26 protein-coding genes are annotated in these 19,434 nt (G+C 49.1%); 1 reads left to right on the forward strand and 25 read right to left on the reverse strand.

Annotated elements, in window-relative coordinates; genetic code table 11:
- Positions 1 to 7: 7 nt before the first annotated feature.
- The 18 genes from BLP64_RS02865 to dusA form a co-directional block, all read right to left on the reverse strand.
- Complete coding sequence (locus tag BLP64_RS02865; protein ID WP_233340084.1) at positions 8 to 874, reverse strand: PHP domain-containing protein; 867 nt, start codon at positions 872 to 874, stop codon at positions 8 to 10.
- On the reverse strand, positions 834 to 2,849 hold the full coding sequence (locus tag BLP64_RS02870; protein WP_092591553.1) for an NADPH-dependent 2,4-dienoyl-CoA reductase: 2,016 nt from the start codon (positions 2,847 to 2,849) through the stop codon (positions 834 to 836). The genes BLP64_RS02865 and BLP64_RS02870 overlap by 41 nt, the downstream gene beginning before the upstream one ends.
- A 59-nt stretch (positions 2,850 to 2,908) precedes the next feature.
- Positions 2,909 to 4,207, reverse strand: a complete 1,299-nt coding sequence (locus BLP64_RS02875; RefSeq protein ID WP_233340085.1) for a carbohydrate porin — start codon at positions 4,205 to 4,207, stop codon at positions 2,909 to 2,911.
- Between the two features lie 13 nt (positions 4,208 to 4,220).
- Complete coding sequence (locus BLP64_RS02880) at positions 4,221 to 6,191, reverse strand: BCCT family transporter (protein WP_092591555.1); 1,971 nt, start codon at positions 6,189 to 6,191, stop codon at positions 4,221 to 4,223.
- 135 nt (positions 6,192 to 6,326) lie between these two features.
- Positions 6,327 to 6,590, reverse strand: a complete 264-nt coding sequence (rpsQ, locus tag BLP64_RS02885) for a 30S ribosomal protein S17 (RefSeq protein WP_092591557.1) — start codon at positions 6,588 to 6,590, stop codon at positions 6,327 to 6,329.
- Positions 6,590 to 6,781, reverse strand: a complete 192-nt coding sequence (gene rpmC / locus BLP64_RS02890) for a 50S ribosomal protein L29 (protein ID WP_092591559.1) — start codon at positions 6,779 to 6,781, stop codon at positions 6,590 to 6,592. Before rpmC ends, rpsQ begins: the two co-directional genes overlap by 1 nt.
- Positions 6,781 to 7,194: a 50S ribosomal protein L16 gene (rplP, locus tag BLP64_RS02895; RefSeq protein WP_092591561.1), complete on the reverse strand. Its 414-nt coding sequence runs from the start codon at positions 7,192 to 7,194 to the stop codon at positions 6,781 to 6,783. Before rplP ends, rpmC begins: the two co-directional genes overlap by 1 nt.
- Positions 7,195 to 7,205: 11 nt before the next feature.
- Positions 7,206 to 7,895: a 30S ribosomal protein S3 gene (gene rpsC, locus BLP64_RS02900; protein WP_092591563.1), complete on the reverse strand. Its 690-nt coding sequence runs from the start codon at positions 7,893 to 7,895 to the stop codon at positions 7,206 to 7,208.
- Positions 7,896 to 7,906: 11 nt separating this feature from the next.
- The gene (gene rplV, locus BLP64_RS02905; RefSeq protein WP_092591565.1) at positions 7,907 to 8,239 is read right to left on the reverse strand and encodes a 50S ribosomal protein L22; all 333 of its coding nucleotides are present in this window, start codon (positions 8,237 to 8,239) and stop codon (positions 7,907 to 7,909) included.
- A 12-nt stretch (positions 8,240 to 8,251) separates the two neighbouring features.
- A complete protein-coding gene (gene rpsS, locus BLP64_RS02910; protein WP_092591567.1) occupies positions 8,252 to 8,530 on the reverse strand; it encodes a 30S ribosomal protein S19 in 279 nt (92 codons plus the stop codon).
- 16 nt (positions 8,531 to 8,546) lie between these two features.
- Positions 8,547 to 9,371 carry a 50S ribosomal protein L2 gene (gene rplB, locus BLP64_RS02915; protein ID WP_092591569.1) on the reverse strand — a complete coding sequence of 275 codons (825 nt, stop codon included), beginning with the start codon at positions 9,369 to 9,371 and terminating at the stop codon, positions 8,547 to 8,549.
- 14 nt (positions 9,372 to 9,385) lie between these two features.
- Positions 9,386 to 9,688 carry a 50S ribosomal protein L23 gene (gene rplW, locus BLP64_RS02920; RefSeq protein WP_092591572.1) on the reverse strand — a complete coding sequence of 101 codons (303 nt, stop codon included), beginning with the start codon at positions 9,686 to 9,688 and terminating at the stop codon, positions 9,386 to 9,388.
- Complete coding sequence (rplD, locus tag BLP64_RS02925) at positions 9,685 to 10,290, reverse strand: 50S ribosomal protein L4 (protein ID WP_092591574.1); 606 nt, start codon at positions 10,288 to 10,290, stop codon at positions 9,685 to 9,687. The genes rplW and rplD overlap by 4 nt, the downstream gene beginning before the upstream one ends.
- 18 nt (positions 10,291 to 10,308) lie before the next feature.
- Positions 10,309 to 10,953: a 50S ribosomal protein L3 gene (rplC, locus tag BLP64_RS02930; RefSeq protein ID WP_092591576.1), complete on the reverse strand. Its 645-nt coding sequence runs from the start codon at positions 10,951 to 10,953 to the stop codon at positions 10,309 to 10,311.
- A gap of 38 nt (positions 10,954 to 10,991) precedes the next feature.
- Positions 10,992 to 11,303: a 30S ribosomal protein S10 gene (rpsJ, locus tag BLP64_RS02935; RefSeq protein WP_008488677.1), complete on the reverse strand. Its 312-nt coding sequence runs from the start codon at positions 11,301 to 11,303 to the stop codon at positions 10,992 to 10,994.
- A gap of 267 nt (positions 11,304 to 11,570) precedes the next feature.
- Complete coding sequence (locus BLP64_RS02940) at positions 11,571 to 12,770, reverse strand: dipeptidase (protein ID WP_407681260.1); 1,200 nt, start codon at positions 12,768 to 12,770, stop codon at positions 11,571 to 11,573.
- Between the two features lie 215 nt (positions 12,771 to 12,985).
- Complete coding sequence (locus BLP64_RS02945; RefSeq protein ID WP_092591580.1) at positions 12,986 to 13,270, reverse strand: hypothetical protein; 285 nt, start codon at positions 13,268 to 13,270, stop codon at positions 12,986 to 12,988.
- A gap of 209 nt (positions 13,271 to 13,479) precedes the next feature.
- Positions 13,480 to 14,469, reverse strand: coding sequence for a tRNA dihydrouridine(20/20a) synthase DusA (gene dusA / locus BLP64_RS02950; RefSeq protein WP_092591582.1), 990 nt, complete (start codon positions 14,467 to 14,469; stop codon positions 13,480 to 13,482).
- Between the two features lie 139 nt (positions 14,470 to 14,608).
- Between dusA and zur the strand changes: the two genes are divergently transcribed.
- On the forward strand, positions 14,609 to 15,064 hold the full coding sequence (gene zur, locus BLP64_RS02955; protein WP_092591584.1) for a zinc uptake transcriptional repressor Zur: 456 nt from the start codon (positions 14,609 to 14,611) through the stop codon (positions 15,062 to 15,064).
- Here zur and dnaB read toward each other — a convergent pair.
- The 7 genes from dnaB to rlmB all read right to left on the reverse strand — a co-directional run bounded on the left by dnaB (position 15,061) and on the right by rlmB (position 19,431).
- Positions 15,061 to 16,491, reverse strand: a complete 1,431-nt coding sequence (gene dnaB / locus BLP64_RS02960; RefSeq protein ID WP_092591586.1) for a replicative DNA helicase — start codon at positions 16,489 to 16,491, stop codon at positions 15,061 to 15,063. The genes zur and dnaB overlap by 4 nt on opposite strands.
- A 182-nt stretch (positions 16,492 to 16,673) precedes the next feature.
- On the reverse strand, positions 16,674 to 17,126 hold the full coding sequence (gene rplI / locus BLP64_RS02965; RefSeq protein ID WP_092591588.1) for a 50S ribosomal protein L9: 453 nt from the start codon (positions 17,124 to 17,126) through the stop codon (positions 16,674 to 16,676).
- A gap of 43 nt (positions 17,127 to 17,169) precedes the next feature.
- Entirely contained in the window at positions 17,170 to 17,397 is a 228-nt protein-coding gene (gene rpsR, locus BLP64_RS02970; protein WP_006956988.1) for a 30S ribosomal protein S18, read from the reverse strand.
- A 10-nt stretch (positions 17,398 to 17,407) separates the two neighbouring features.
- Positions 17,408 to 17,722 (reverse strand): primosomal replication protein N, encoded by a 315-nt coding sequence (gene priB / locus BLP64_RS02975; protein WP_233340086.1) that lies wholly within the window; start codon positions 17,720 to 17,722, stop codon positions 17,408 to 17,410.
- 14 nt (positions 17,723 to 17,736) lie between these two features.
- Positions 17,737 to 18,114 carry a 30S ribosomal protein S6 gene (gene rpsF, locus BLP64_RS02980; RefSeq protein ID WP_092591590.1) on the reverse strand — a complete coding sequence of 126 codons (378 nt, stop codon included), beginning with the start codon at positions 18,112 to 18,114 and terminating at the stop codon, positions 17,737 to 17,739.
- Between the two features lie 128 nt (positions 18,115 to 18,242).
- Positions 18,243 to 18,716 carry a hypothetical protein gene (locus BLP64_RS02985; RefSeq protein WP_092591592.1) on the reverse strand — a complete coding sequence of 158 codons (474 nt, stop codon included), beginning with the start codon at positions 18,714 to 18,716 and terminating at the stop codon, positions 18,243 to 18,245.
- Positions 18,685 to 19,431 (reverse strand): 23S rRNA (guanosine(2251)-2'-O)-methyltransferase RlmB, encoded by a 747-nt coding sequence (gene rlmB, locus BLP64_RS02990; RefSeq protein WP_092591594.1) that lies wholly within the window; start codon positions 19,429 to 19,431, stop codon positions 18,685 to 18,687. Before rlmB ends, BLP64_RS02985 begins: the two co-directional genes overlap by 32 nt.
- Positions 19,432 to 19,434 lie beyond the last annotated feature (3 nt).

Consider the following 19,434-nt stretch of genomic DNA (forward strand, 5'->3'; position numbering starts at 1 on the left):
AAATCTACTACCATACCCTCCATATTGGCACACAGTGGTCCGGTAAACAAAGATTTTTGCCCAATTCACGCCAGCGCATGGGGAAGTGAAAGTCTGACCCTACCGATGCGGCAAGCCCGATCTCTTGGGCAAATGTGGCTAACGCTGCCCGTTGCCCCGGCGCTTGGGTGCTGATCGCTACTTCCACCCCTTGCACCCCCACAGATTTTGCTTCGGTCAGCAACCGGCGCAGCCACTTATTGCTTAGTTGATAGGCATGGGGGTGAGCAATCACCGTCACCCCACCTGCGGCTGTCACGGCTTGCACCGCTTCGGCAATCGACACCCACTGAGTGGCGATGTAGGCTTGCTGGCCTTTGCCCAAATAACGCCGAAATGCGTGTTCGAATGAGCTGACCCAGCCCCCTGCCACCATGGCATCGGCCAAATGTTTGCGGGTGGGCATGGTCACGCCATGCGCCAACTGCGGGTCAACCGCAATACCAGCCTGATGCAGTTTACCGATCATTTGCTGATAGCGCGTCCGCCGCCGTGCTTGCTGCTGTTCCAGTAACTGCAGCAAAGCAGGTGCTTGCGGATCAAAGTTCAACGCCACCAGATGAATTTCAAATTGCTGCCAAGAACACGTAATTTCAGTGCCATGAATCAGGGTTAATGGCAGCTTGTCTGCGGCAATGCACGCTTGAGCTTCTGCTAACCCAGCAATGGAATCATGGTCCGTTAACGCTAAGTGGGTCACCCCATGCTCACACGCGCGATGCATCAGCTCCGTTGGGCTCAACACACCGTCTGAATAGTAGCTATGGCAATGTAAATCGTAGCGCGGTGCTGAACTAGAGTCGTGCTGCAAGTTCAGCTCCTTGGCGAATTGCACGTTTTGCGTCCAGTTCCGCAGCCACATCCGCGCCCCCAATTAAATGCACCGAGCAGCCCTGTGCGAGCAACTCATCATGCAATTCGCGTTGCGGTAACTGCCCGGCACAAATCACCACGTGATCCACTGGTAACAATTGTTCCTTGCCATCGATATCAATCAACAATCCTTGATCGTTAATTTCTTTATAGGTGACACCAGCCAACATTTTCACACCCTTTTTGGTCAGGGTGGCGCGATGGACCCAGCCCGATGTTTTGCCCAAGCCAGCCCCTACTTTTGACGTTTTACGCTGTAATAACCAAACCTCTCGCGGTGTTGATTCTGGTTGCGGCGGCATTAAGCCACCCCGCTCTGCATATTCCTGATCAACGCCCCACAGTCGCGACCATTCCTCGATATCTAAGGTGGGCGACTGTTCGGTGGTTAAATACTCCGCCACATCGAAGCCAATCCCACCGGCTCCAATAATCGCGACTTTTTGCCCCACCGGACGGTGATCGCGAAGCACGTCAAGATACCCGAGCACCTTGGGATGATCACTGCCAGGCATGGTGACCACGCGCGGCACCACGCCGGTCGCGATCACCACTTCATCATAGTCGTGGGCACTGAGGGTAGCGGCGGTCACGCGCTGGTTCAGGTGCACACGTACCCCAGTGTCTTGCAACCGCTCACGGTAATAACGCAAGGTTTCATGAAACTCCTCTTTCCCTGGAATCTGTTTGGCATAATTAAATTGCCCGCCGATGTCCGCTGCGGCGTCGTACAAGTCAATCTGATGCCCGCGCGTTGCAGCACGAGTTGCAAACTCCAGCCCAGCTGGACCCGCGCCAACCACGGCAATACGTTTGGCAACGGCAGCCGGTGGGAACACCAGCTCAGTTTCATAACAGGCTTGCGGGTTGACCAAGCAGCTGGCACGCTTATTTTCGAACACATGGTCTAAGCAAGCTTGGTTACAGGCAATGCAGGTATTTATTTTTTCGGGCTGTCCTTGTTGTGCTTTTGCCACAAAGTGGGCATCGGCTAACAATGGGCGTGCCATCGATACCATGTCCGCAACCCCGTCCACCAGCAATTGCTCTGCTACCTCTGGCGTGTTAATTCGATTCACCGCCACCACCGGAATGGTGAGGTGCTCTTTTACTTTTTTGGTGATCCAAGTAAAGGCTGCTCGTGGTACCGAGGTGACAATGGTAGGGACGCGTGCTTCATGCCAACCGATGCCGCTGTTAATGAGGGTAACCCCTGCTGCTTCCACGGCTTTACCGAGCGCTATCACTTCGTCAAAAGTATTGCCTTCTGGGACTAAATCCAGCATCGACAGACGATAAATAATGATGAATTCTGGCCCGACCGCGGCACGAATCGCCCGAATAATTTCCAATGCCAAGCGACTACGGTTTTCAAACGTGCCGCCCCAACGATCGGTTCGGTGATTCGTTCGGGGGCAGATAAATTGGTTAATCAAATAACCCTCAGAGCCCATCACTTCAACCCCATCATAACCCGCTTGCTGAGCCAGCTTCGCCGCTCGGGCAAAATGCCGAATGGTTGCCTGAATTTGCCGCTCACTCAGCGCATGGGGCGTAAACGGGTTAATAGGTGCTTTCAGCTTGCTCGGTGCTGCCGCAAACGGATGGTAAGCATAACGGCCGGTATGCAAAATTTGCATACAGATTTTTCCCCCAGCCTCGTGCACCGCAGAGGTCACCAACCGATGCTTTTGCACCTGCCAAGGGCGGCTCAACTCACTCCCAAAAGGACTAATTCGGCCCCTAAAATTTGGGCTAATTCCTCCAGTAACGATTAAGCCAACCCCACCTCGAGCTCGTTCGGCATAGAACTCGGCGAGTTTTGCAAAACCGTTTTTCTCTTCTTCTAACCCGGTATGCATGGAGCCCATAAGCACCCGGTTTTTGAGTTGGGTAAAGCCCAAATCTAAGGGCTGAAATAGATGTGGGTAGTGCATTGTCACAGTGACCTCAACTTAAACGCATGTTTGAATAAAGTCACTGTACTCACTTTTCATTAAAAATAATAGCCAATGTTGATGTTCAAGCGCGTATTGGTATCGTCCGATTCACCGCTCATCGAGCCCCCGATAAATGGCTGATTGCGCGCAATGACTAAATCAAAATAGGTATAGAGTCCCCCAGCTGCGACCGCAACGCCTAACACATTCATCAGGGTGTCTTTATCGTAATAGCGTTTGTTCGTCATTAGACTGAAGTCATTATAAAATGTTAAGTCAGTGATTGGCCCCAGTGAAACCGGCAACTGATAGGCAACGTTTGCCGTATATAGTCGAGCTTTCGAGGGAATCGTATCGTAATAGGCATAAGCGCCGACCACAATTCCACGATTCAGTCGATCAAGATCGTAATCATACTCACTCACCTGCCCCATCAGGGTCCAACGGTCATGCTGATACACCCCATGAAGTGCCCACGCTGTCCGTTCTCCAATATTGGTGAGGCCATCGTTCATTTTGCCCCATTGCAAACTGGCGCCAAACTCGGCAGCTCGTTGCTCATCAAACAACCACTTGTGCGCTCCTCGTAGTGCCCAGCTATTCGCTTCTGCAGCAGCTTGAATGGGGGCATCATATAAATCTTCACCCACTAACCGAATACCGACCGGGTCATAAGCATAGCGATCGGCCTTACTTGAAGCGCCACTGTTGGCCCCGCCAAGTTCATCATTTTTAAAGAACGCGATATCAAAGTCCCAGTCGTCCCCCCGGTATAGCAACTTGGCGCCTAAATCGTGATCGTCTTCAAGTCCGACATAAAAGTTGGAACTGAAAAAGTAGTTATTGGCGTTATACGGATGATTTCCAAAAGGAACTTTCGTTACGCCTAACTGGCCCTGCCATTGCTCGGTAAAGTTGTAGCCAACCCACGCATGTTGAACCACATCCATATACTGGAACCAGCGATATTGAGCGGATAAAATGACATCCCCAATTTCGCCATTGAAATCAATTCGGAATAGATCGAAAACAAAATCTCCCCCACGATCCTTGGCGGGTTGATCATAGTCTGCCCAAACATATTGAGCGCGAACTGCGCCACCGATACGAATCGGCGGGTTTTGAGCTGTTTGAACCTCTTCTTCTAGTTGTTCAACGCGCGCTTCCAAGGTCTCTCCTTGTACCTTTTGACGCGCCACAACTTGCTGCTCCAGCTCAACCACCCGCTGTTTTAATGCTTCGATTTGCTCGAGTAATACTTTGAGTTCTTCCTCTGTAGATAACTCTTGCGCTGCCACTGATGTCACCGCAAGGCTTACTGCAACGGTCACTGCACATGACAGTTTGACCATCATTGATACTCCTCCTTTAACGTAAAACATGTAAAAAATGCATATGTTTGTGGTAATGCTCAATTAAATCACTAATCACCGCATCCCGTGACCAGCCTAAAATATCGTAGTCTTGCCCTCCTTCGCGCAGATGAACCTCGGCACGGTAGTAGGTATACTCGTCTGGCGAGGCATTCGAGTCATTCTCGGTGTAGGTGAACGAGGGTTGAACATGAGCCGCCAACTGAACTTGATAGATAAAATCCAGCTCTTCGCCATGCATCACTCGAAAGGTTTTAACACTGTCATCATCCAACTCGAGCTCGACGGTTAAACCGGCCTGACGAAGCTCTTCCGCCACCTCGTTTAATGCCGGTTGAACCACTTGCTTCAGAAAGCGTTGCCCGACCATTAAGCTTGGAAAATCAATAATCGTATGAAGTCGTTCTCGCCAGTTTTGGTGACTCACTGAGGACGCCATCAAATAATTATTCTGCAAGGTGTCTTTCTTATAGACATCCACCTGCAACGCCCGGACTAAGCCATAGGTTGCTATCAATAACACGATAGTGAACGGCAAAGCACTCGCAATCGCCATTGTTTGCAGCGCGCCCAGTCCTCCTGCCAATAACAGAATAATTGCCACCAACCCGGTCCCACCCGCCCAAAAAATTCGTTGCCACACCGGGGTGTCATTGCGCCCGTTGGAACATAACATGTCTACCACCATTGAACCGGAGTCTGATGAGGTCACAAAAAACACCACCACCATTAAGGTACCGATAACACTCAAGATACGACTCCAAGGGAACTGCTCAAAAAAGACGAACAGAGCAACCGACACATCTTGTTGTACCATTTCGCCAAGTGATGCCACTCCTTGGTTAATAATCAGCTCAATGGCAGAGTTACCAAAAAATGTCATCCACATGAGAGTGAAACCAGAGGGCACCAGCAGTACCCCCAGCACGAATTCCCGAATGGTTCGGCCACGGGAAATTCGAGCAATGAACAAGCCTACGAAAGGAGCCCAACTTAGCCACCAGCCCCAGTAGAAAATGGTCCAACCGCCAATCCAATCGGTTTTTTCATAGGCAAACAAGTTAAAGGTGTTGCTCACTATGTCCGACACGTAAGCCCCGGTATTTTGAACAAAGGCTTGTAATAAGAACACCGTCGGCCCCAGTAATAAAACGAAGAGCAATAACAACACGGCTAATACAATATTCAACTCAGACAAACGACGAACTCCTTTATCTAAGCCGGTTGTTACCGATACCACGGCGAGCGCCGTAACGCCAATAATGAGGAAAACTTGGACGGTGTCAGATATCGGAACATCTAACAGGTAGTTAAAACCTGCGTTGATTTGGGTCACTCCATAACCTAATGAGGTGGCAATACCAAATACGGTGCCAATAACGGCAAAAACATCCACCGCATGCCCGATTGGCCCATAAATTTTATCCCCAATCAGCGGATATAACGCAGAGCGCAACGTGAGTGGCAGGCCGTGACGATAAGCAAAAAATGCCAGAATCAACGCAACAATGGCGTAAATGGCCCAGGCATGCAGTCCCCAATGGAAAAATGTGATTTTCATCGCTTCGCGGGCTGCATCAACGGATCCTGGCTCTGCCAACGGTGGTGCTAAAAAGTGCATCACAGGTTCGGCCACCCCGAAAAACATGAGGCCAATCCCCATCCCTGCTGAGAACAACATCGCAAACCAAGTGATACGAGAGTAATCAGGTTCCGAATGGTCGGGACCGAGTTTGATGGTGCCCATTCGGGAAAATCCAAGGTAAACCACGCTGAGTAAAATAATTGCGACCGCAAGCACGTAGAACCAGCTTGCGTTGGTGATGATTGCACTCTGCACCGTATCAAACCATCGACTTGCTACGTCTGGAACGGTTGCTGCGAAAATAATAATGAGTGTAATTAATCCAGCGGCACTATAAAAAACAGGTGGGTTCAACTTGGCGGGGGATTGTTTATCCGTCATGGAGTTTCCTTGGCTTGCTGTGAGAATTTCTCTCTATTATAGCCAACCAGCAGATTTTTTCTGAGCGCCAAAAAAAACGGCTTCTCGAGAGAAGCCGTTTTATATCACGGATATGTTGTCTAACTCGCGTGGCGATTAGATAACAATCGCGCGCTCTACAATTTCAACAAGCGCCCAAGACTTGGTCTTAGAGACTGGACGAGTTTCGCGAATAATCACGGTATCGCCAGCTTTGCACTCGTTGTTTTCGTCGTGTGCGTGTAACTTAGTCGTACGGGTGATGTATTTCCCGTAGATTGGGTGTTTAACACGGCGAGTTACTGCAACAGTGATAGACTTATCCATCTTGTCGCTAACAACACGACCTTGCAGAGTACGAACACGTTTTTGATCAGTCATTACGCACCTGCCTTTTGAGTCAAGATAGTTTTCACACGTGCAATATCACGACGCACTTGCTTCAACATGTGGGTTTGATTCAACTGACCAGTTGCTGCTTGCATGCGTAAGTTAAACTGCTCACGACGCAACCCCAACAACTCTTCGTTCAGTTGCTCAACGGTTTTTTCTTTCAGTTCGTTCGCTTTCATTACATCACCGTCCGAGTAACAAAGGTGGTTTTGAATGGTAGCTTACGTGCCGCAAGTTCGAACGCTTCGCGTGCGATATCTTCCGAAACACCATCAATTTCATACAGGACACGACCTGGCTGAATCTGGGCTACCCAGTACTCCACGCTACCCTTCCCTTTACCCATACGCACTTCTAAAGGCTTTTGAGTAATTGGTTTGTCAGGGAATACGCGGATCCAAATTTTACCTTGACGTTTAATATGACGCGTCATGGCACGACGAGCTGCTTCGATCTGACGAGCAGTCATACGACCACGCTCAACAGATTTCAAACCGAAAGTACCGAAGCTGATCTTGTTACCTGCTTGCGCCAAGCCACGGTTGCGGCCCTTGTGTACCTTACGGAATTTAGTACGCTTTGGTTGTAACATATCGTATCTCCTTACTTACGGCCTTTAGGGCGTTTTGCTGGAGCTGCTGGTTTTTCTTCAGCAACTGGCATGCCACCAAGAACTTCGCCTTTGAAGATCCATACTTTGACACCAAGGATACCGTAAGTGGTGCTGGCTTCAGCTGTAGCGTAGTCGATGTCTGCACGCAATGTGTGCAGTGGAACGCGACCTTCGCGGTACCATTCGGTACGTGCGATTTCTGCGCCGCCTAAACGACCGCTTACTTCCACTTTGATACCTTTAGCGCCAAGGCGCATTGCGTTTTGTACTGCACGCTTCATTGCACGACGGAACATTACGCGGCGCTCTAACTGACCAGCGATGTTTTCCGCAACCAGTTTTGCATCAAGCTCTGGCTTACGTACTTCTGAAATATTAATTTGCGCAGGAACGCCGGTTAATTTTGAAATCGCTTGACGCAATTTCTCAACGTCTTCGCCTTTTTTACCAATCACAACGCCTGGGCGTGCCGTGTGAATTGTGACACGGATGCTTTTCGCTGGACGCTCGATGACGATGCGAGATACTGACGCGTTGGCCAGTTCTTTCATCAACATGGTGCGAACCAGGTGGTCGCTGTGCAGGTTATCTGCGAAATCTTTCGTATTCGCGAACCAGGTGGAATTCCATGGTTTTGTGATACCTAGGCGAATACCATTAGGATGTACTTTCTGACCCATAATTTTATCTCCTAGCTATCTGATACAACCACAGTAATGTGGCTGGTACGCTTAAAGATACGATCAGCACGACCTTTCGCACGAGGCTTGATGCGCTTCATGGTAGGACCTTCGTCAACCATAACTTTCGCAACTTTCAACTCGTCGATGTCGGCACCTTCGTTGTGCTCAGCATTCGCGATTGCTGACTCTAATACCTTTTTCAACAGAACTGCTGCTGATTTTGGGCTGTAGTTCAGAATGTCCAGTGCTTTCGCTACTGGCAAACCCCGAATTTGGTCAGCAACCAACCGGCCTTTTTGCGCAGAAAGGCGAGCAAACTTGTGAATAGCAATAGCTTCCATCTTTAGTCTCCCTTAGCGTCTCTTCGCTTTCTTATCTGCGACGTGGCCACGATAAGTGCGGGTTGGTGCGAACTCACCAAGCTTGTGACCAATCATTTCGTCAGTAACGAACACTGGTACATGCTGGCGACCGTTATGAACAGCAATGGTTAAGCCGATCATATCTGGGATAATCATTGAACGACGGGACCAAGTTTTAATTGGCTTTTTGTCCCCGGCTTCCAACGCTTTCTCCACCTTATTCAATAGGTGAAGGTCAATAAATGGACCTTTTTTAAGAGAACGTGGCATGTCTAATCCTCAACTCTTATTTGTTGCGACGACGTACGATGAAGCCATCAGTACGCTTGTTCTTACGGGTCTTATAACCCTTGGTTGGAATACCCCATGGAGTAACCGGATGACGGCCACCTGAAGTACGCCCCTCACCACCACCGTGCGGGTGATCAACTGGGTTCATGGCCACACCACGTACGGCTGGACGCATACCGCGCCAACGTGCTGCACCTGCTTTACCCAACTGACGCAGCATGTGTTCTGCGTTACCCACTTCACCGATGGTTGCACGGCAGTCTGCGAAAATGCGGCGCATTTCGCCAGAGCGCAAACGTACAGTAACGTAAGCACCTTCACGTGCTAACAGCTGTACTGATGCACCTGCTGAACGAGCCAGCTGGGCACCTTTGCCAGGCTTCATTTCGATCGCATGAATCACTGCACCCACAGGAATGTTGCGGAGTGGCAATGTGTTACCGCTTTTGATTGGAGCCTCTGCACCAGACATGATTTGATCGCCAGCTTTCATGCCTTTTGGGGCAAGAATGTAGCGACGCTCACCGTCTGCATACAGCACCAACGCGATATTCGCTGAACGGTTTGGATCATATTCCAAACGCTCAACTGTCGCTGGGATACCATCTTTGTCGCGCTTAAAGTCGATCATGCGGTAGTGGTGCTTGTGACCACCGCCAATATGACGAACTGTAATACGACCGTTATTGTTACGACCACCTTTCTTGTTGTTTTTATCCAACAATGGGCCGTAAGGCTTGCCTTTATACAGGTCTTCGTTAACCACTTTAACAACGTGGCGACGACCTGGAGACGTAGGCTTACACTTAACTAATGCCATGTGAATTCCTCCTGTTACTCAGCGCCGCCGACGAAGTCGATGTCCGCACCTTCTTTCAGGGTGACATACGCTTTTTTCCAGTCGCTACGCTTACCAAAGCGCATACCGGTACGTTTGGTTTTGCCTTTGACGTTCACAGTACGAACGCTATCCACTTCAACTTCAAACAGCTTTTCAACAGCTGCTTTGATTTGTGGTTTAGTGGCATCTTTCGCTACTTTGAAAACAACAGTGTTCGCAGTTTCTGCAGTCACTGTCGACTTCTCAGAAACATGAGGTGCTAAGATCACAGTTAGCAAACGTTCTTCGCGCATCATGATAACACCTCCTCGATTTGCTTCACTGCGTCAGCAGTCATTAAGACTTTCTCAAAAGCAATCAAGCTAACAGGGTCAAGACCTTGCACGTCACGAACGTCGACTTTGTGCAGGTTACGTGCAGCTAGGAACAAGTTCTCGTCAACTTCTTTCGTTACGATAAGAACATCGTTCAATTCCATTGCTTTTAATTGAGCAACCAACGCTTTAGTTTTTGGTGATTCAACACCAAACTTTTCGACCACGACTAAACGGTCTTGACGAACCAGTTCAGACAAGATGCTTTTCATTGCACCGCGGTACATTTTTTTGTTTACTTTTTGCTCGTGGCTACGTGGTTTTGCTGCAAAGGTCACACCACCAGCACGCCAGATTGGGCTGCGAGTAGTACCTGCGCGAGCGCGACCAGTACCCTTCTGACGCCATGGCTTTTTGCCACCGCCAGATACTTCAGAACGCGTTTTTTGTGCTTTAGTGCCTTGACGTGCGCCTGCAGCATAAGCAACGACTACCTGATGAATCAGAGCTTCGTTGAACTCGCGTCCAAAGGTAGCTTCGGAAACTTCAAGAGCGCCATTTGCGTCTTTTAATGTTAATTCCATCACCATTCTCCTCAGACGTTACGCCTTAGCCTTGACTGCTGGCTTAACGATAACATCGCCGCCAATAGCACCCGGGACAGCACCGCGAATTAGCAACAAGCCACGCTCTGCGTCAACACGTACAACATCTAATGTTTGTACGGTCACTTGCTTGTTACCCATTTGACCGGCCATCTTTTTGCCTTTGAACACCTTACCCGGAGATTGGTTTTGACCAATAGAACCCGGCGCACGATGCGACAACGAGTTACCATGGGTTGCATCCTGACCGCTAAAGTTCCAACGCTTGATAGTTCCTTGGAAGCCTTTACCCTTAGAAATACCAGTAACGTCTACTTTTTTTGTCTCAGCAAAAATTTCAACAGTGATTTCTGAACCCACTGTGAACTCTTCACCTTCTCCATTCTCTAGGCGGAATTCCCAGAGCCCGCGACCTGCTTCAACACCTGCTTTCGCAAAGTGGCCAGCAAGTGGCTTTGTAACGCGGTTTGCTTTTTTAGTACCTGTCGTCACTTGAAGCGCGCGATAACCATCAGTTTCCTCAGTTTTTACCTGAGTCACACGGTTTGCTGTCACTTCGATCACAGTAACAGGTACAGAAGCGCCGTCTTCTTGGAAGACGCGAGTCATTCCTACTTTACGACCGACTAGACCAATAGCCATTGTTAAAACCTCTCGTGTGTAATCCTATTACTGCCCGCTTAACCCAGGCTGATCTGTACATCAACACCCGCTGCAAGGTCTAAACGCATCAACGCATCTACAGTCTTGTCAGTTGGATCCATGATGTCGATCAAACGCTTGTGGGTACGGATCTCGTACTGGTCACGCGCATCTTTGTTCACGTGTGGAGAAATCAACACGGTGAAACGTTCTTTGCGTGTAGGCAGTGGGATTGGGCCACGTACCTGAGCACCAGTGCGCTTTGCAGTCTCAACGATTTCTGCAGTCGACTGGTCAATCAGACGATGATCGAACGCTTTCAAGCGAATCCGAATTCTTTGATTAGCCATAAAAATCAAAGCCTCAATATAAAGAGCATTTAAAAAAGAGCACAGAAAAACACCGACACTCTGGCAGCATACCGAGTGTGGTATTTTCAACGAAAATCCATTCAATCCCCTATCGGGACTGCTGTGGCAACATATCACAAGTCATAAAATCCACTAGGGATCTATCACTGTGGCGGGGAATTATACAGTTTTTACGGGGAAACGCAACGATAATATGCAGAAAAAAGGAGCTTCATCGACTGCTATCGATGAAGCTCTTAAGAAGAGTTATTGCTGTGCCGCGTAGGCTTCTACTTCCCGCCAAACACGGATTAAATTCTCATTCAGAATTTTCTTGATATCAGCTTCGGAATAGCCGCGATCAAGTAGCCCTTGGACCAAATTCGGATAACTCGCAACATCTTTGAGCCCCACCGGTAAGGAGTCGCCCACGCCGTCATAATCTGAGCCAATACCGATGTAATCAATGCCGACCAGATTTTTGACGTAGTCAATGTGATCCAACACTTGCTCAAGTGACGCAAACGGGAACGGGTTTTTCGTCCGCACTGCGGCAATTCGTTGCTCCGCTTCGTCGGAACCCTTGCCATATTGCTCATTAATCGCTGCAATTTGTTTGCGAATAATATCGCCATAGCGGTTAGCTTGCTGCGTCACAAAGGATGACCCAAAGTTAATCATGATCACGCCCCCTGTCTCGGCGAGCTTTTTAATCATGTCATCACTCATATTCCGTTCAAAGCCCGGAGTAAACGCGCGTAATGATGAATGCGAGGCAATCACTGGAACTGCCGAGGTTTCGACAGCCTGCCAAAACGCATCATCAGACACGTGGGAGATATCAATCATCACTCCCAACCGATTCATCTCTTTCACCAACTCTTTGCCAAATGGACTCAAGCCATTCCACTGCCGGCGGATATCATAAGAAGAGTCAGCAATATGGTTTGATTCGCTATGGGCTAAGGTGATGTAGCGAATGCCACGATCGTAGAAGGTTTGCAGGTTGGCCAAATCACCTTCAATGGGTGACCCGTTTTCCATTCCCAGTGCTAATGAAATGAGCCCTTGCTCCTGATGTTTGAGCACGTCATCGACGCTATAGGCCATGGCAAACTTATCCGGCGCGCGCCATGCTAAGGCTTCCATACTATCAATCAATTGATGCGCTAGTTGGTAACTCGCACCCGGTGTTTGCTCAAGGTTGGCCGGTATATAAATGGACATAAAAGGCACATTTAAGCCGCCCTGCTTAGCGCGCACATAATCGAAATCGCCGCGCTGAGTTGCTTGGGTGACATCTTCCCAATCTCGAAACAAGCGGTACGGCACATCAATGTGGGTATCAATGATTAAATGTTGCTGCGCAATTTCTCGCGCTTTTTCACCCGCAGTATACTCTTGAGCAGTGACCGCTTGGGTGATGCTCAGTGCACCAAGCACCCCCAACAGAATCAACTTTTTCACCGGTAGTTCCTCGTTGCTTTTATTATTGTTGGACATAAAAAAGCAGCCTACCACATGTTTTCAAGCGATTCACTTGGATTTACTGAAACTCATCGCGAAGACAAGCATGGCGAGCGCACCAGCAACCACTGTTCCCAATACTGGTGCCGCCATCAAGGCAAAGATAAACTCCGTTTGTAGCCACATGTCGCTCATCCTTGTTAGGTATCAAAGCGTTATTCTTCGTGATTCATGATCAAGTCAACGGAGGCTTCCACCACTTGATTCAGCACTCGAGCTGGGCTTAATGACGCTTTCAACTCAGCGACGTATTGGCCGAATTCCACCAAGGCATCTAATTTTACGTCGTAACCAACATCGTAAACTTGCTGGGCAATGGATTGCTCAACCATGGTTTCAATGGTTTGTTGTTCGTCTTGTTGAGTGGCGGATGCTTCAGCATATGCTGGGCTCAACACAAACATGGAAGAAAGAGCAATTGCAGTGATAGTGGTTTTCATGGGAATCTCCTAGTTTATTCGTCTATTAACTGATGACCGAAGTCACTAAGAGCAATGCAATGGCCATGCCAACTTTTAACTGGAACGCTTTAAAGTGAAGTTAATGCTTTAAATTCAAAGGGCTGTGATGAGCGCCGTTCAAAACCCAGAAGTTGAGAAGAAATGAGGAGATCCATTGGCTCAAAAAGCCAATGGATCAAATTTACTAATTATTGGGCAAAAAGCGCACGTGCCTGACCGACTTCAGCATAAGCAGCACTGAGCAGCTCACGCACATCCGTCGCCTGGGGACCTCGTTGGCTGAGCAACTGCCGCCACTTTTTCGCACCGGGCCCGCCTTGGAATAAGCCAATCATATGCCGGACCACGTGCCACGGGCGTCCGCCCTGAGCCACATGCGCCTCCGTATATTGAATCATGGCTTCAATTACCTGCTCAATATCCACCTCGCGTGGGGCACCATATTCGGCATCAAACTGGGTAAGCAACATGGGGTTTTGATAAGCTTCCCGCCCCACCATCACACCATCGACATGGGCAAGATGCTGACGAATTTCTGCCATGGTCTTTACCCCACCGTTCAAGGTAATGTGTAACTGCGGGTAACGTTCTTTCATCCGATACACGCGATCATAGCGCAGCGGTGGGATATCTCGGTTCTGCTTGGGGCTTAACCCCTTCAACCAGGCGTTGCGTGCATGCAAGGTGAAATGCTGGCAGCCTGCGTCAATCACTGGCTCAAGAAAACCTTGCAAATACTCGTCACTGTCATGCTCGTCAATTCCCAACCGCGTTTTCACCGAAATCACAATGTCAGGTGCTGCCGCTTGCATGGCTGCCACACAGGCCGCAACGGTGTCTGGCTCGGCCATCAAACAGGCCCCAAAGCGGCCATTCTGAACGCGATCAGACGGGCAACCAACATTAATATTCACTTCCCGATAACCACGCTCCGCAGCAATCCGCGTGCATTCTGCCATCGCGGCCGGATCACTGCCCCCCAACTGCAGCACCACGGGCTGTTCCGCGGTATGAAACTGGAGTAAGTCCATTTTGCCGTACAGAATTGCTCCCGTCGTGACCATTTCGGTATACAGCACCGTATACTGCGTCAATAATCGATGGAAATAACGGCAGTGCCGATCGGTCCAATCCAGCATGGGCGCAATCGACAGCCGGCGATTAAAATCGGTGTTCATAGTGTTCTGTGTTGATGGACAATGACTGGGTAATGACACAAGGGACGAACCTTCGTAGCGAGTAAACGGGCATTATACGCTGATTTAATCGTGAGCCCAACAGCTAGGCTAATGCGGATCAAAGTGATACACTGAAGTCATGAACAAACAAGATACTCAACGCCTTATTCGTAAGGCAGAAAAACTCTGTGAACAGCGTGGTGCACGGTTAACCCCGGCGCGCCGTGAAGTGTTTGAAATTTTGGCCGAGCAGCAAGGTGCCATCGGTGCTTATGATCTGCTGGACAAACTCAAAGTCGCGGTGCCCAATGCGAAGCCGCCAACCATTTATCGTGCTTTGGACTTTTTACAAGAACACGGATTTGTTCATAAGATCACGTCATCTAACAGCTATGTTTTATGCAGCCATTTTGACCACCAACATCCGGTCCAAATGCTGATCTGCGAAGACTGTGGTGCGGTGCAAGAAATCCAATCCGATGGTGTGTACGAAGCACTGAAAAAACAAGCCGAAGGTCAAGGGTTTCAAGTGTCTTCGCAAACCATCGAAGCCCACGGTTCCTGTAAAGATTGTCTGGCACAAGCCGGGGCCTAGTAATGGCCCCCTTCAACAACTTCTGATTTCGCTAAATTCCGGAAGCGTGAGTACTTCCCTTGGAAGGCTAATTTAACGCTGCCAATGGGACCGTTCCGCTGTTTCCCAATAATGATTTCTGCCACGCCTTTGTCTTCGGTTTCCGGGTGATACACTTCATCACGGTAGATAAACATGATCACGTCGGCGTCTTGTTCAATCGAGCCTGACTCCCGCAAGTCGGAGTTCACCGGCCGTTTGTTGGTGCGTTGCTCCAATGAACGGTTCAGCTGAGACAAGGCCACCACAGGCACTTCCAATTCCTTGGCTAAGGCTTTTAAGGAACGCGAGATTTCTGCAATTTCTAAGGTCCGGTTTTCTGCCATACCCGGCACCGTCATCAACTGCAAATAGTCCACCATAATCATCGATAGCCCCCCATGCTCACGGTACACGCGGCGCGCTCGCGAACGTACTTCAGTGGGAGTTAAGCCCGAGGAGTCATCGATATATAAGTTGTTCTTCTGGGCCAACAGGTTCATCGTTGACGATAGTCTGCTCCAATCTTCTTCAGCCAGCTGACCGGTACGAATGCGGGTTTGATCCACGCTACTCATGGACGCCAATATCCGCATCATGATTTGTTCCGAGGGCATCTCTAAACTAAACACCAACACCGGTTTTGGGGATCGCATGGCGATGTTTTCGGCAATATTCATCGCAAACGTTGTTTTCCCCATTGATGGCCGTGCCGCCACAATAATTAAATCCGACGGCTGGAGGCCAGCTGTCATCTGGTCCAAATCAATAAACCCGGTTGCCGCCCCAGTGATCCCATTGTTATTTTCACTTAACGACAGGGCTTCAATGCGATCAATGGTACGTTCCAAAATCGGTGCTATTGCGACCGGCCCTTCATTTTCGTTGGTACGTTTTTCAGCAATGCTAAACACGCGGCTTTCTGCCGTATCTAGCAACTCGCTGGAATCACGCCCCTGCGGGTTAAAGGCACTATCAGCAATTTCATTAGCGACACCAATCAGCTCCCGCAAGATAGCCCGCTCGCGGACAATCTCGGCATAGGCACGAATATTCGCAGCACTGGGAGTGTTCTTGGCAATTTCGCCTAAGTAAGCAAAGCCGCCGACTTCTTGTAATTTACCTTCGGCTTCTAAATCTTCCGAAACCGTGACCAAGTCAATCGGCTGGTTTTTCTCGGTTAACCGATGCATGGCACGGAAAATTAAACGGTGAGCACGATGATAAAAATCATCCGCAATCACATCACCAGCAATGGCATCCCAAGCTTGGTTGTCCAACATTAAGCCGCCCAGGACAGACTGCTCAGCTTCAATGGAATGAGGAGGTGTTTTGATGGAATCCAGTTTCGCATCAGTGCTGCGCTGGTTTCCTTTACGTGCTTGTCGTGCTAGTTGCTGTTCGGCCATGAAAGTTCCATTCACTACGAGTAATTGCTGACATGGAACTATACAAAATCGTCGGTCAGTTAGGAAGTGAATCCGACGAATCGTTGTAAATCGTGTGCGGCCTGAATCTCAGGCAAAAAAAATCCGCAGTTAGCAATAACTAACTACGGATTTCTAGCAGTGAGCTGGTGAACTAAACGAGCTTATTCGCCAGCAACAACGTGCAATTGAATTTTTGCAAAAACATCAGCATGTAATTGCAATTCAATTTCGTATTCGCCAACTTCACGCAAAGTACCATTTGGTAACAATACTTCAGACTTGGTGATTTCAACGCCAGCAGCAGTCACTGCAGCTTCAATATCACGCGTTCCGATAGAACCAAATAGTTTCCCTTCGTCACCCGCTTTTGACGTGATGACAACCGGCTCTAATGCGTTCAATTGCTCTGCACGAGCTTGAGCTGTGGCTAATTCTTCAGCCAATTTAGCTTCGAGCTCGGCACGACGCCCTTCGAACATTTCGATGTTCGCCGCAGTTGCTGGAACAGCTTTACCTTGCGGGAACAAAAAGTTACGAGCATAGCCAGACTTAACAGTCACTTGGTCACCCAAGCTGCCTAAGTTGGCGACTTTATCTAATAGAATAATTTCCATAGTACGCTACCTCTGAGTTGCTGAGATCGTTCGCGCTACTGGCTTACTGATGTGAATCAGTGTAAGGCAGTAACGACAAGTAACGTGCACGTTTGATGGCACGCGCCAACTGACGCTGGTACTTCGCAGAAGTGCCAGTGATGCGGCTAGGAACGATTTTGCCACTCTCAGTGATGTAATTTTTTAGAGTAGCGATATCTTTGTAATCAATTTCTTTAACGCCTTCAGCCTTGAAACGGCAGAATTTACGGCGACGGAAAAAACGAGCCATGATGGTCTCCTCAAATCTTCACAAGTTGCTGGGCATGGAGTACAAGTTTGCCAATTCCGTTTTTATCTTCTATTCGATTCAAAAAACCACTGGCCTGTACGACATCACCAACCTTTAAATTGTTTGCCCATTGCACTGCACTATCACCACTCATAACAACAGCAATTCGAACAAAGCTGCGTCGTGAGAATCCGGCTTCAAGCTGTTCTGAACGATGTTCTAACACAAAACTCAGATGCTGAATGCCTGCCGGACTGCTGGTTAACCGTGGTGGTTTGATAACACTCCCACCCAACTGATAATGGTTATCCACAATGGTAGACACAGGTGTGATACGGCTTATGCCGCGTCGTCGCTGTTGTCTTGTTCTTCGTTGCGGCTTTCGCTCTTACGTGGTTCTTCTTTCTTGCTCAATGGAGAAGCTTCAGTGATGGCTTCTTTTTTGCGCATGATCATGTTACGTAAGACCGCATCGTTGTAACGGAACGCAGTTTCCAGCTCTTCCACAACTTCTGCAGGCGCTTCGATGTTCATCAACACATAGTGTGCTTTGTGCAACTTGTTGATTGGGTATGCCAATTGACGACGACCCCAGTCTTCTAAACGATGAATGGTGCCGTTACCCTGTTTGATGGTCTCGCTGTAACGCTCGATCATGCCAGGGACTTGCTCGCTCTGGTCTGGATGGACCATGAATACGATTTCATAATGACGCATTTCTGCTCCTTATGGTTCATAGCTACTAACGGGCTCAGTCACACCCTTAGCAGCAAGGAACGCTCAAAGTAAGTTAAACAACTTTTGACTGATTTAAGCGGCGGGATTTTAGCCGAATTCGCGCTCGTTCACAAGTCTGATTGAGCTTCGTGTCCGTTTTTAATCAGATCAATCAAAATACTGACATATTGCTCAGGCAAGGCACCGAAGGTTTCCCACTGTCCTTGCACGCGAAAACGCTGAATCGAATCGGCTGATAGCTGCTCCTCGGGTGCTTGCAAACGGCCGTTGAGCTGCAATAAATTACCATGTTGCACCTCTACTTCGAGCACCCACCCATAGGGTTGCTGTTGATCGAGTAACCGCCATTCATGGCGTGCTTCAATACGTTGCTCAATGTCATAGAGCACGTCTTGCAGCGCGGGCGTACTTGGCTCAGCCACTTGATAGGTCACGTATAAAAACGGTTTATTCGAGCGTTGGCCAGGCGCCAACTCGCCCATGGGTAACCAAGCTAAGGCCAGCATCACCATGAGTAAGCCAGCAATAATTAACGGACGCCAACTCCGTCTAGCGGCTTTGACGTTGTCGAACCACTTCATATAAGCAAACTCCTGTCGCCACTGAAACGTTTAAACTACTGACGGTTCCTAACAATGGAATCTGAATGAGCTCGTCACAGGTTTCGCGCGTTAAACGTCGCATGCCGTCCCCTTCAGCCCCCATGACCAAGGCCACAGGACCGCGGAAATCAACCTGATATAAGGTTTGGGTTGCTTCACCTGCCGTGCCAATCACCCACACCTGCTTGTCTTGCAACTGGCGCAGGGTTCGCGCTAGATTGGTGACTTGCACAAATGGCACGGTTTCTGCTGCACCACAGGCCACTTTGCTCACCACGGGAGTAATTGCGGCGGACTTATCTTTCGGCACGATCACGGCGGTCACTCCTGACGCATCTGCCGTACGCAAGCATGCCCCTAAGTTATGTGGATCGGTCACCCCATCAAGGACAAGGAAAAATGCCTGTTGTCCGGCTTCGTCACACAGTCGATCCAGATCATGTTCATTCAAAGGTGGAATTGCCGTTGCCGTAATCACAATCCCTTGGTGATTGCCGCCTTCGACTTTTTTATCTAAGGTGGCTTTGGGCACAAACTGAACTCGAATCCCGAGCCGTTGCGCACTGCTCACCAACTCTTGCAAAGCTTTATCTTGGCGCTCGCGAGTCGCAAATACTTCCACCAATCGCTCGGGTTGTTGTTCCAGCACCGCTCGGACCGGGTGCAAGCCAAAAATGGATACTTTTTTACTCATTGA

The sequence above is a fragment of the Pseudidiomarina indica genome (genome assembly GCF_900104245.1).
Lineage (GTDB): Bacteria > Pseudomonadota > Gammaproteobacteria > Enterobacterales > Alteromonadaceae > Pseudidiomarina > Pseudidiomarina indica.

Coding starts and splice junctions, on each gene's coding strand:
- BLP64_RS02870 (WP_092591553.1), bottom strand. CDS start 2,849: ATGCACTACCCACATCTATTTCAGCCCTTAGATTTGGGCTTTACCCAA.
- BLP64_RS02875 (WP_233340085.1), bottom strand. CDS start 4,207: ATGATGGTCAAACTGTCATGTGCAGTGACCGTTGCAGTAAGCCTTGCG.
- BLP64_RS02880 (WP_092591555.1), bottom strand. CDS start 6,191: ATGACGGATAAACAATCCCCCGCCAAGTTGAACCCACCTGTTTTTTAT.
- rpsQ (WP_092591557.1), bottom strand. CDS start 6,590: ATGACTGATCAAAAACGTGTTCGTACTCTGCAAGGTCGTGTTGTTAGC.
- rpmC (WP_092591559.1), bottom strand. CDS start 6,781: ATGAAAGCGAACGAACTGAAAGAAAAAACCGTTGAGCAACTGAACGAA.
- rplP (WP_092591561.1), bottom strand. CDS start 7,194: ATGTTACAACCAAAGCGTACTAAATTCCGTAAGGTACACAAGGGCCGC.
- rpsC (WP_092591563.1), bottom strand. CDS start 7,895: ATGGGTCAGAAAGTACATCCTAATGGTATTCGCCTAGGTATCACAAAA.
- rplV (WP_092591565.1), bottom strand. CDS start 8,239: ATGGAAGCTATTGCTATTCACAAGTTTGCTCGCCTTTCTGCGCAAAAA.
- rpsS (WP_092591567.1), bottom strand. CDS start 8,530: ATGCCACGTTCTCTTAAAAAAGGTCCATTTATTGACCTTCACCTATTG.
- rplB (WP_092591569.1), bottom strand. CDS start 9,371: ATGGCATTAGTTAAGTGTAAGCCTACGTCTCCAGGTCGTCGCCACGTT.
- rplW (WP_092591572.1), bottom strand. CDS start 9,688: ATGATGCGCGAAGAACGTTTGCTAACTGTGATCTTAGCACCTCATGTT.
- rplD (WP_092591574.1), bottom strand. CDS start 10,290: ATGGAATTAACATTAAAAGACGCAAATGGCGCTCTTGAAGTTTCCGAA.
- rplC (WP_092591576.1), bottom strand. CDS start 10,953: ATGGCTATTGGTCTAGTCGGTCGTAAAGTAGGAATGACTCGCGTCTTC.
- rpsJ (WP_008488677.1), bottom strand. CDS start 11,303: ATGGCTAATCAAAGAATTCGGATTCGCTTGAAAGCGTTCGATCATCGT.
- BLP64_RS02945 (WP_092591580.1), bottom strand. CDS start 13,270: ATGAAAACCACTATCACTGCAATTGCTCTTTCTTCCATGTTTGTGTTG.
- dusA (WP_092591582.1), bottom strand. CDS start 14,469: ATGAACACCGATTTTAATCGCCGGCTGTCGATTGCGCCCATGCTGGAT.
- zur (WP_092591584.1), top strand. CDS start 14,609: ATGAACAAACAAGATACTCAACGCCTTATTCGTAAGGCAGAAAAACTC.
- dnaB (WP_092591586.1), bottom strand. CDS start 16,491: ATGGCCGAACAGCAACTAGCACGACAAGCACGTAAAGGAAACCAGCGC.
- rplI (WP_092591588.1), bottom strand. CDS start 17,126: ATGGAAATTATTCTATTAGATAAAGTCGCCAACTTAGGCAGCTTGGGT.
- rpsR (WP_006956988.1), bottom strand. CDS start 17,397: ATGGCTCGTTTTTTCCGTCGCCGTAAATTCTGCCGTTTCAAGGCTGAA.
- rpsF (WP_092591590.1), bottom strand. CDS start 18,114: ATGCGTCATTATGAAATCGTATTCATGGTCCATCCAGACCAGAGCGAG.
- BLP64_RS02985 (WP_092591592.1), bottom strand. CDS start 18,716: ATGAAGTGGTTCGACAACGTCAAAGCCGCTAGACGGAGTTGGCGTCCG.
- rlmB (WP_092591594.1), bottom strand. CDS start 19,431: ATGAGTAAAAAAGTATCCATTTTTGGCTTGCACCCGGTCCGAGCGGTG.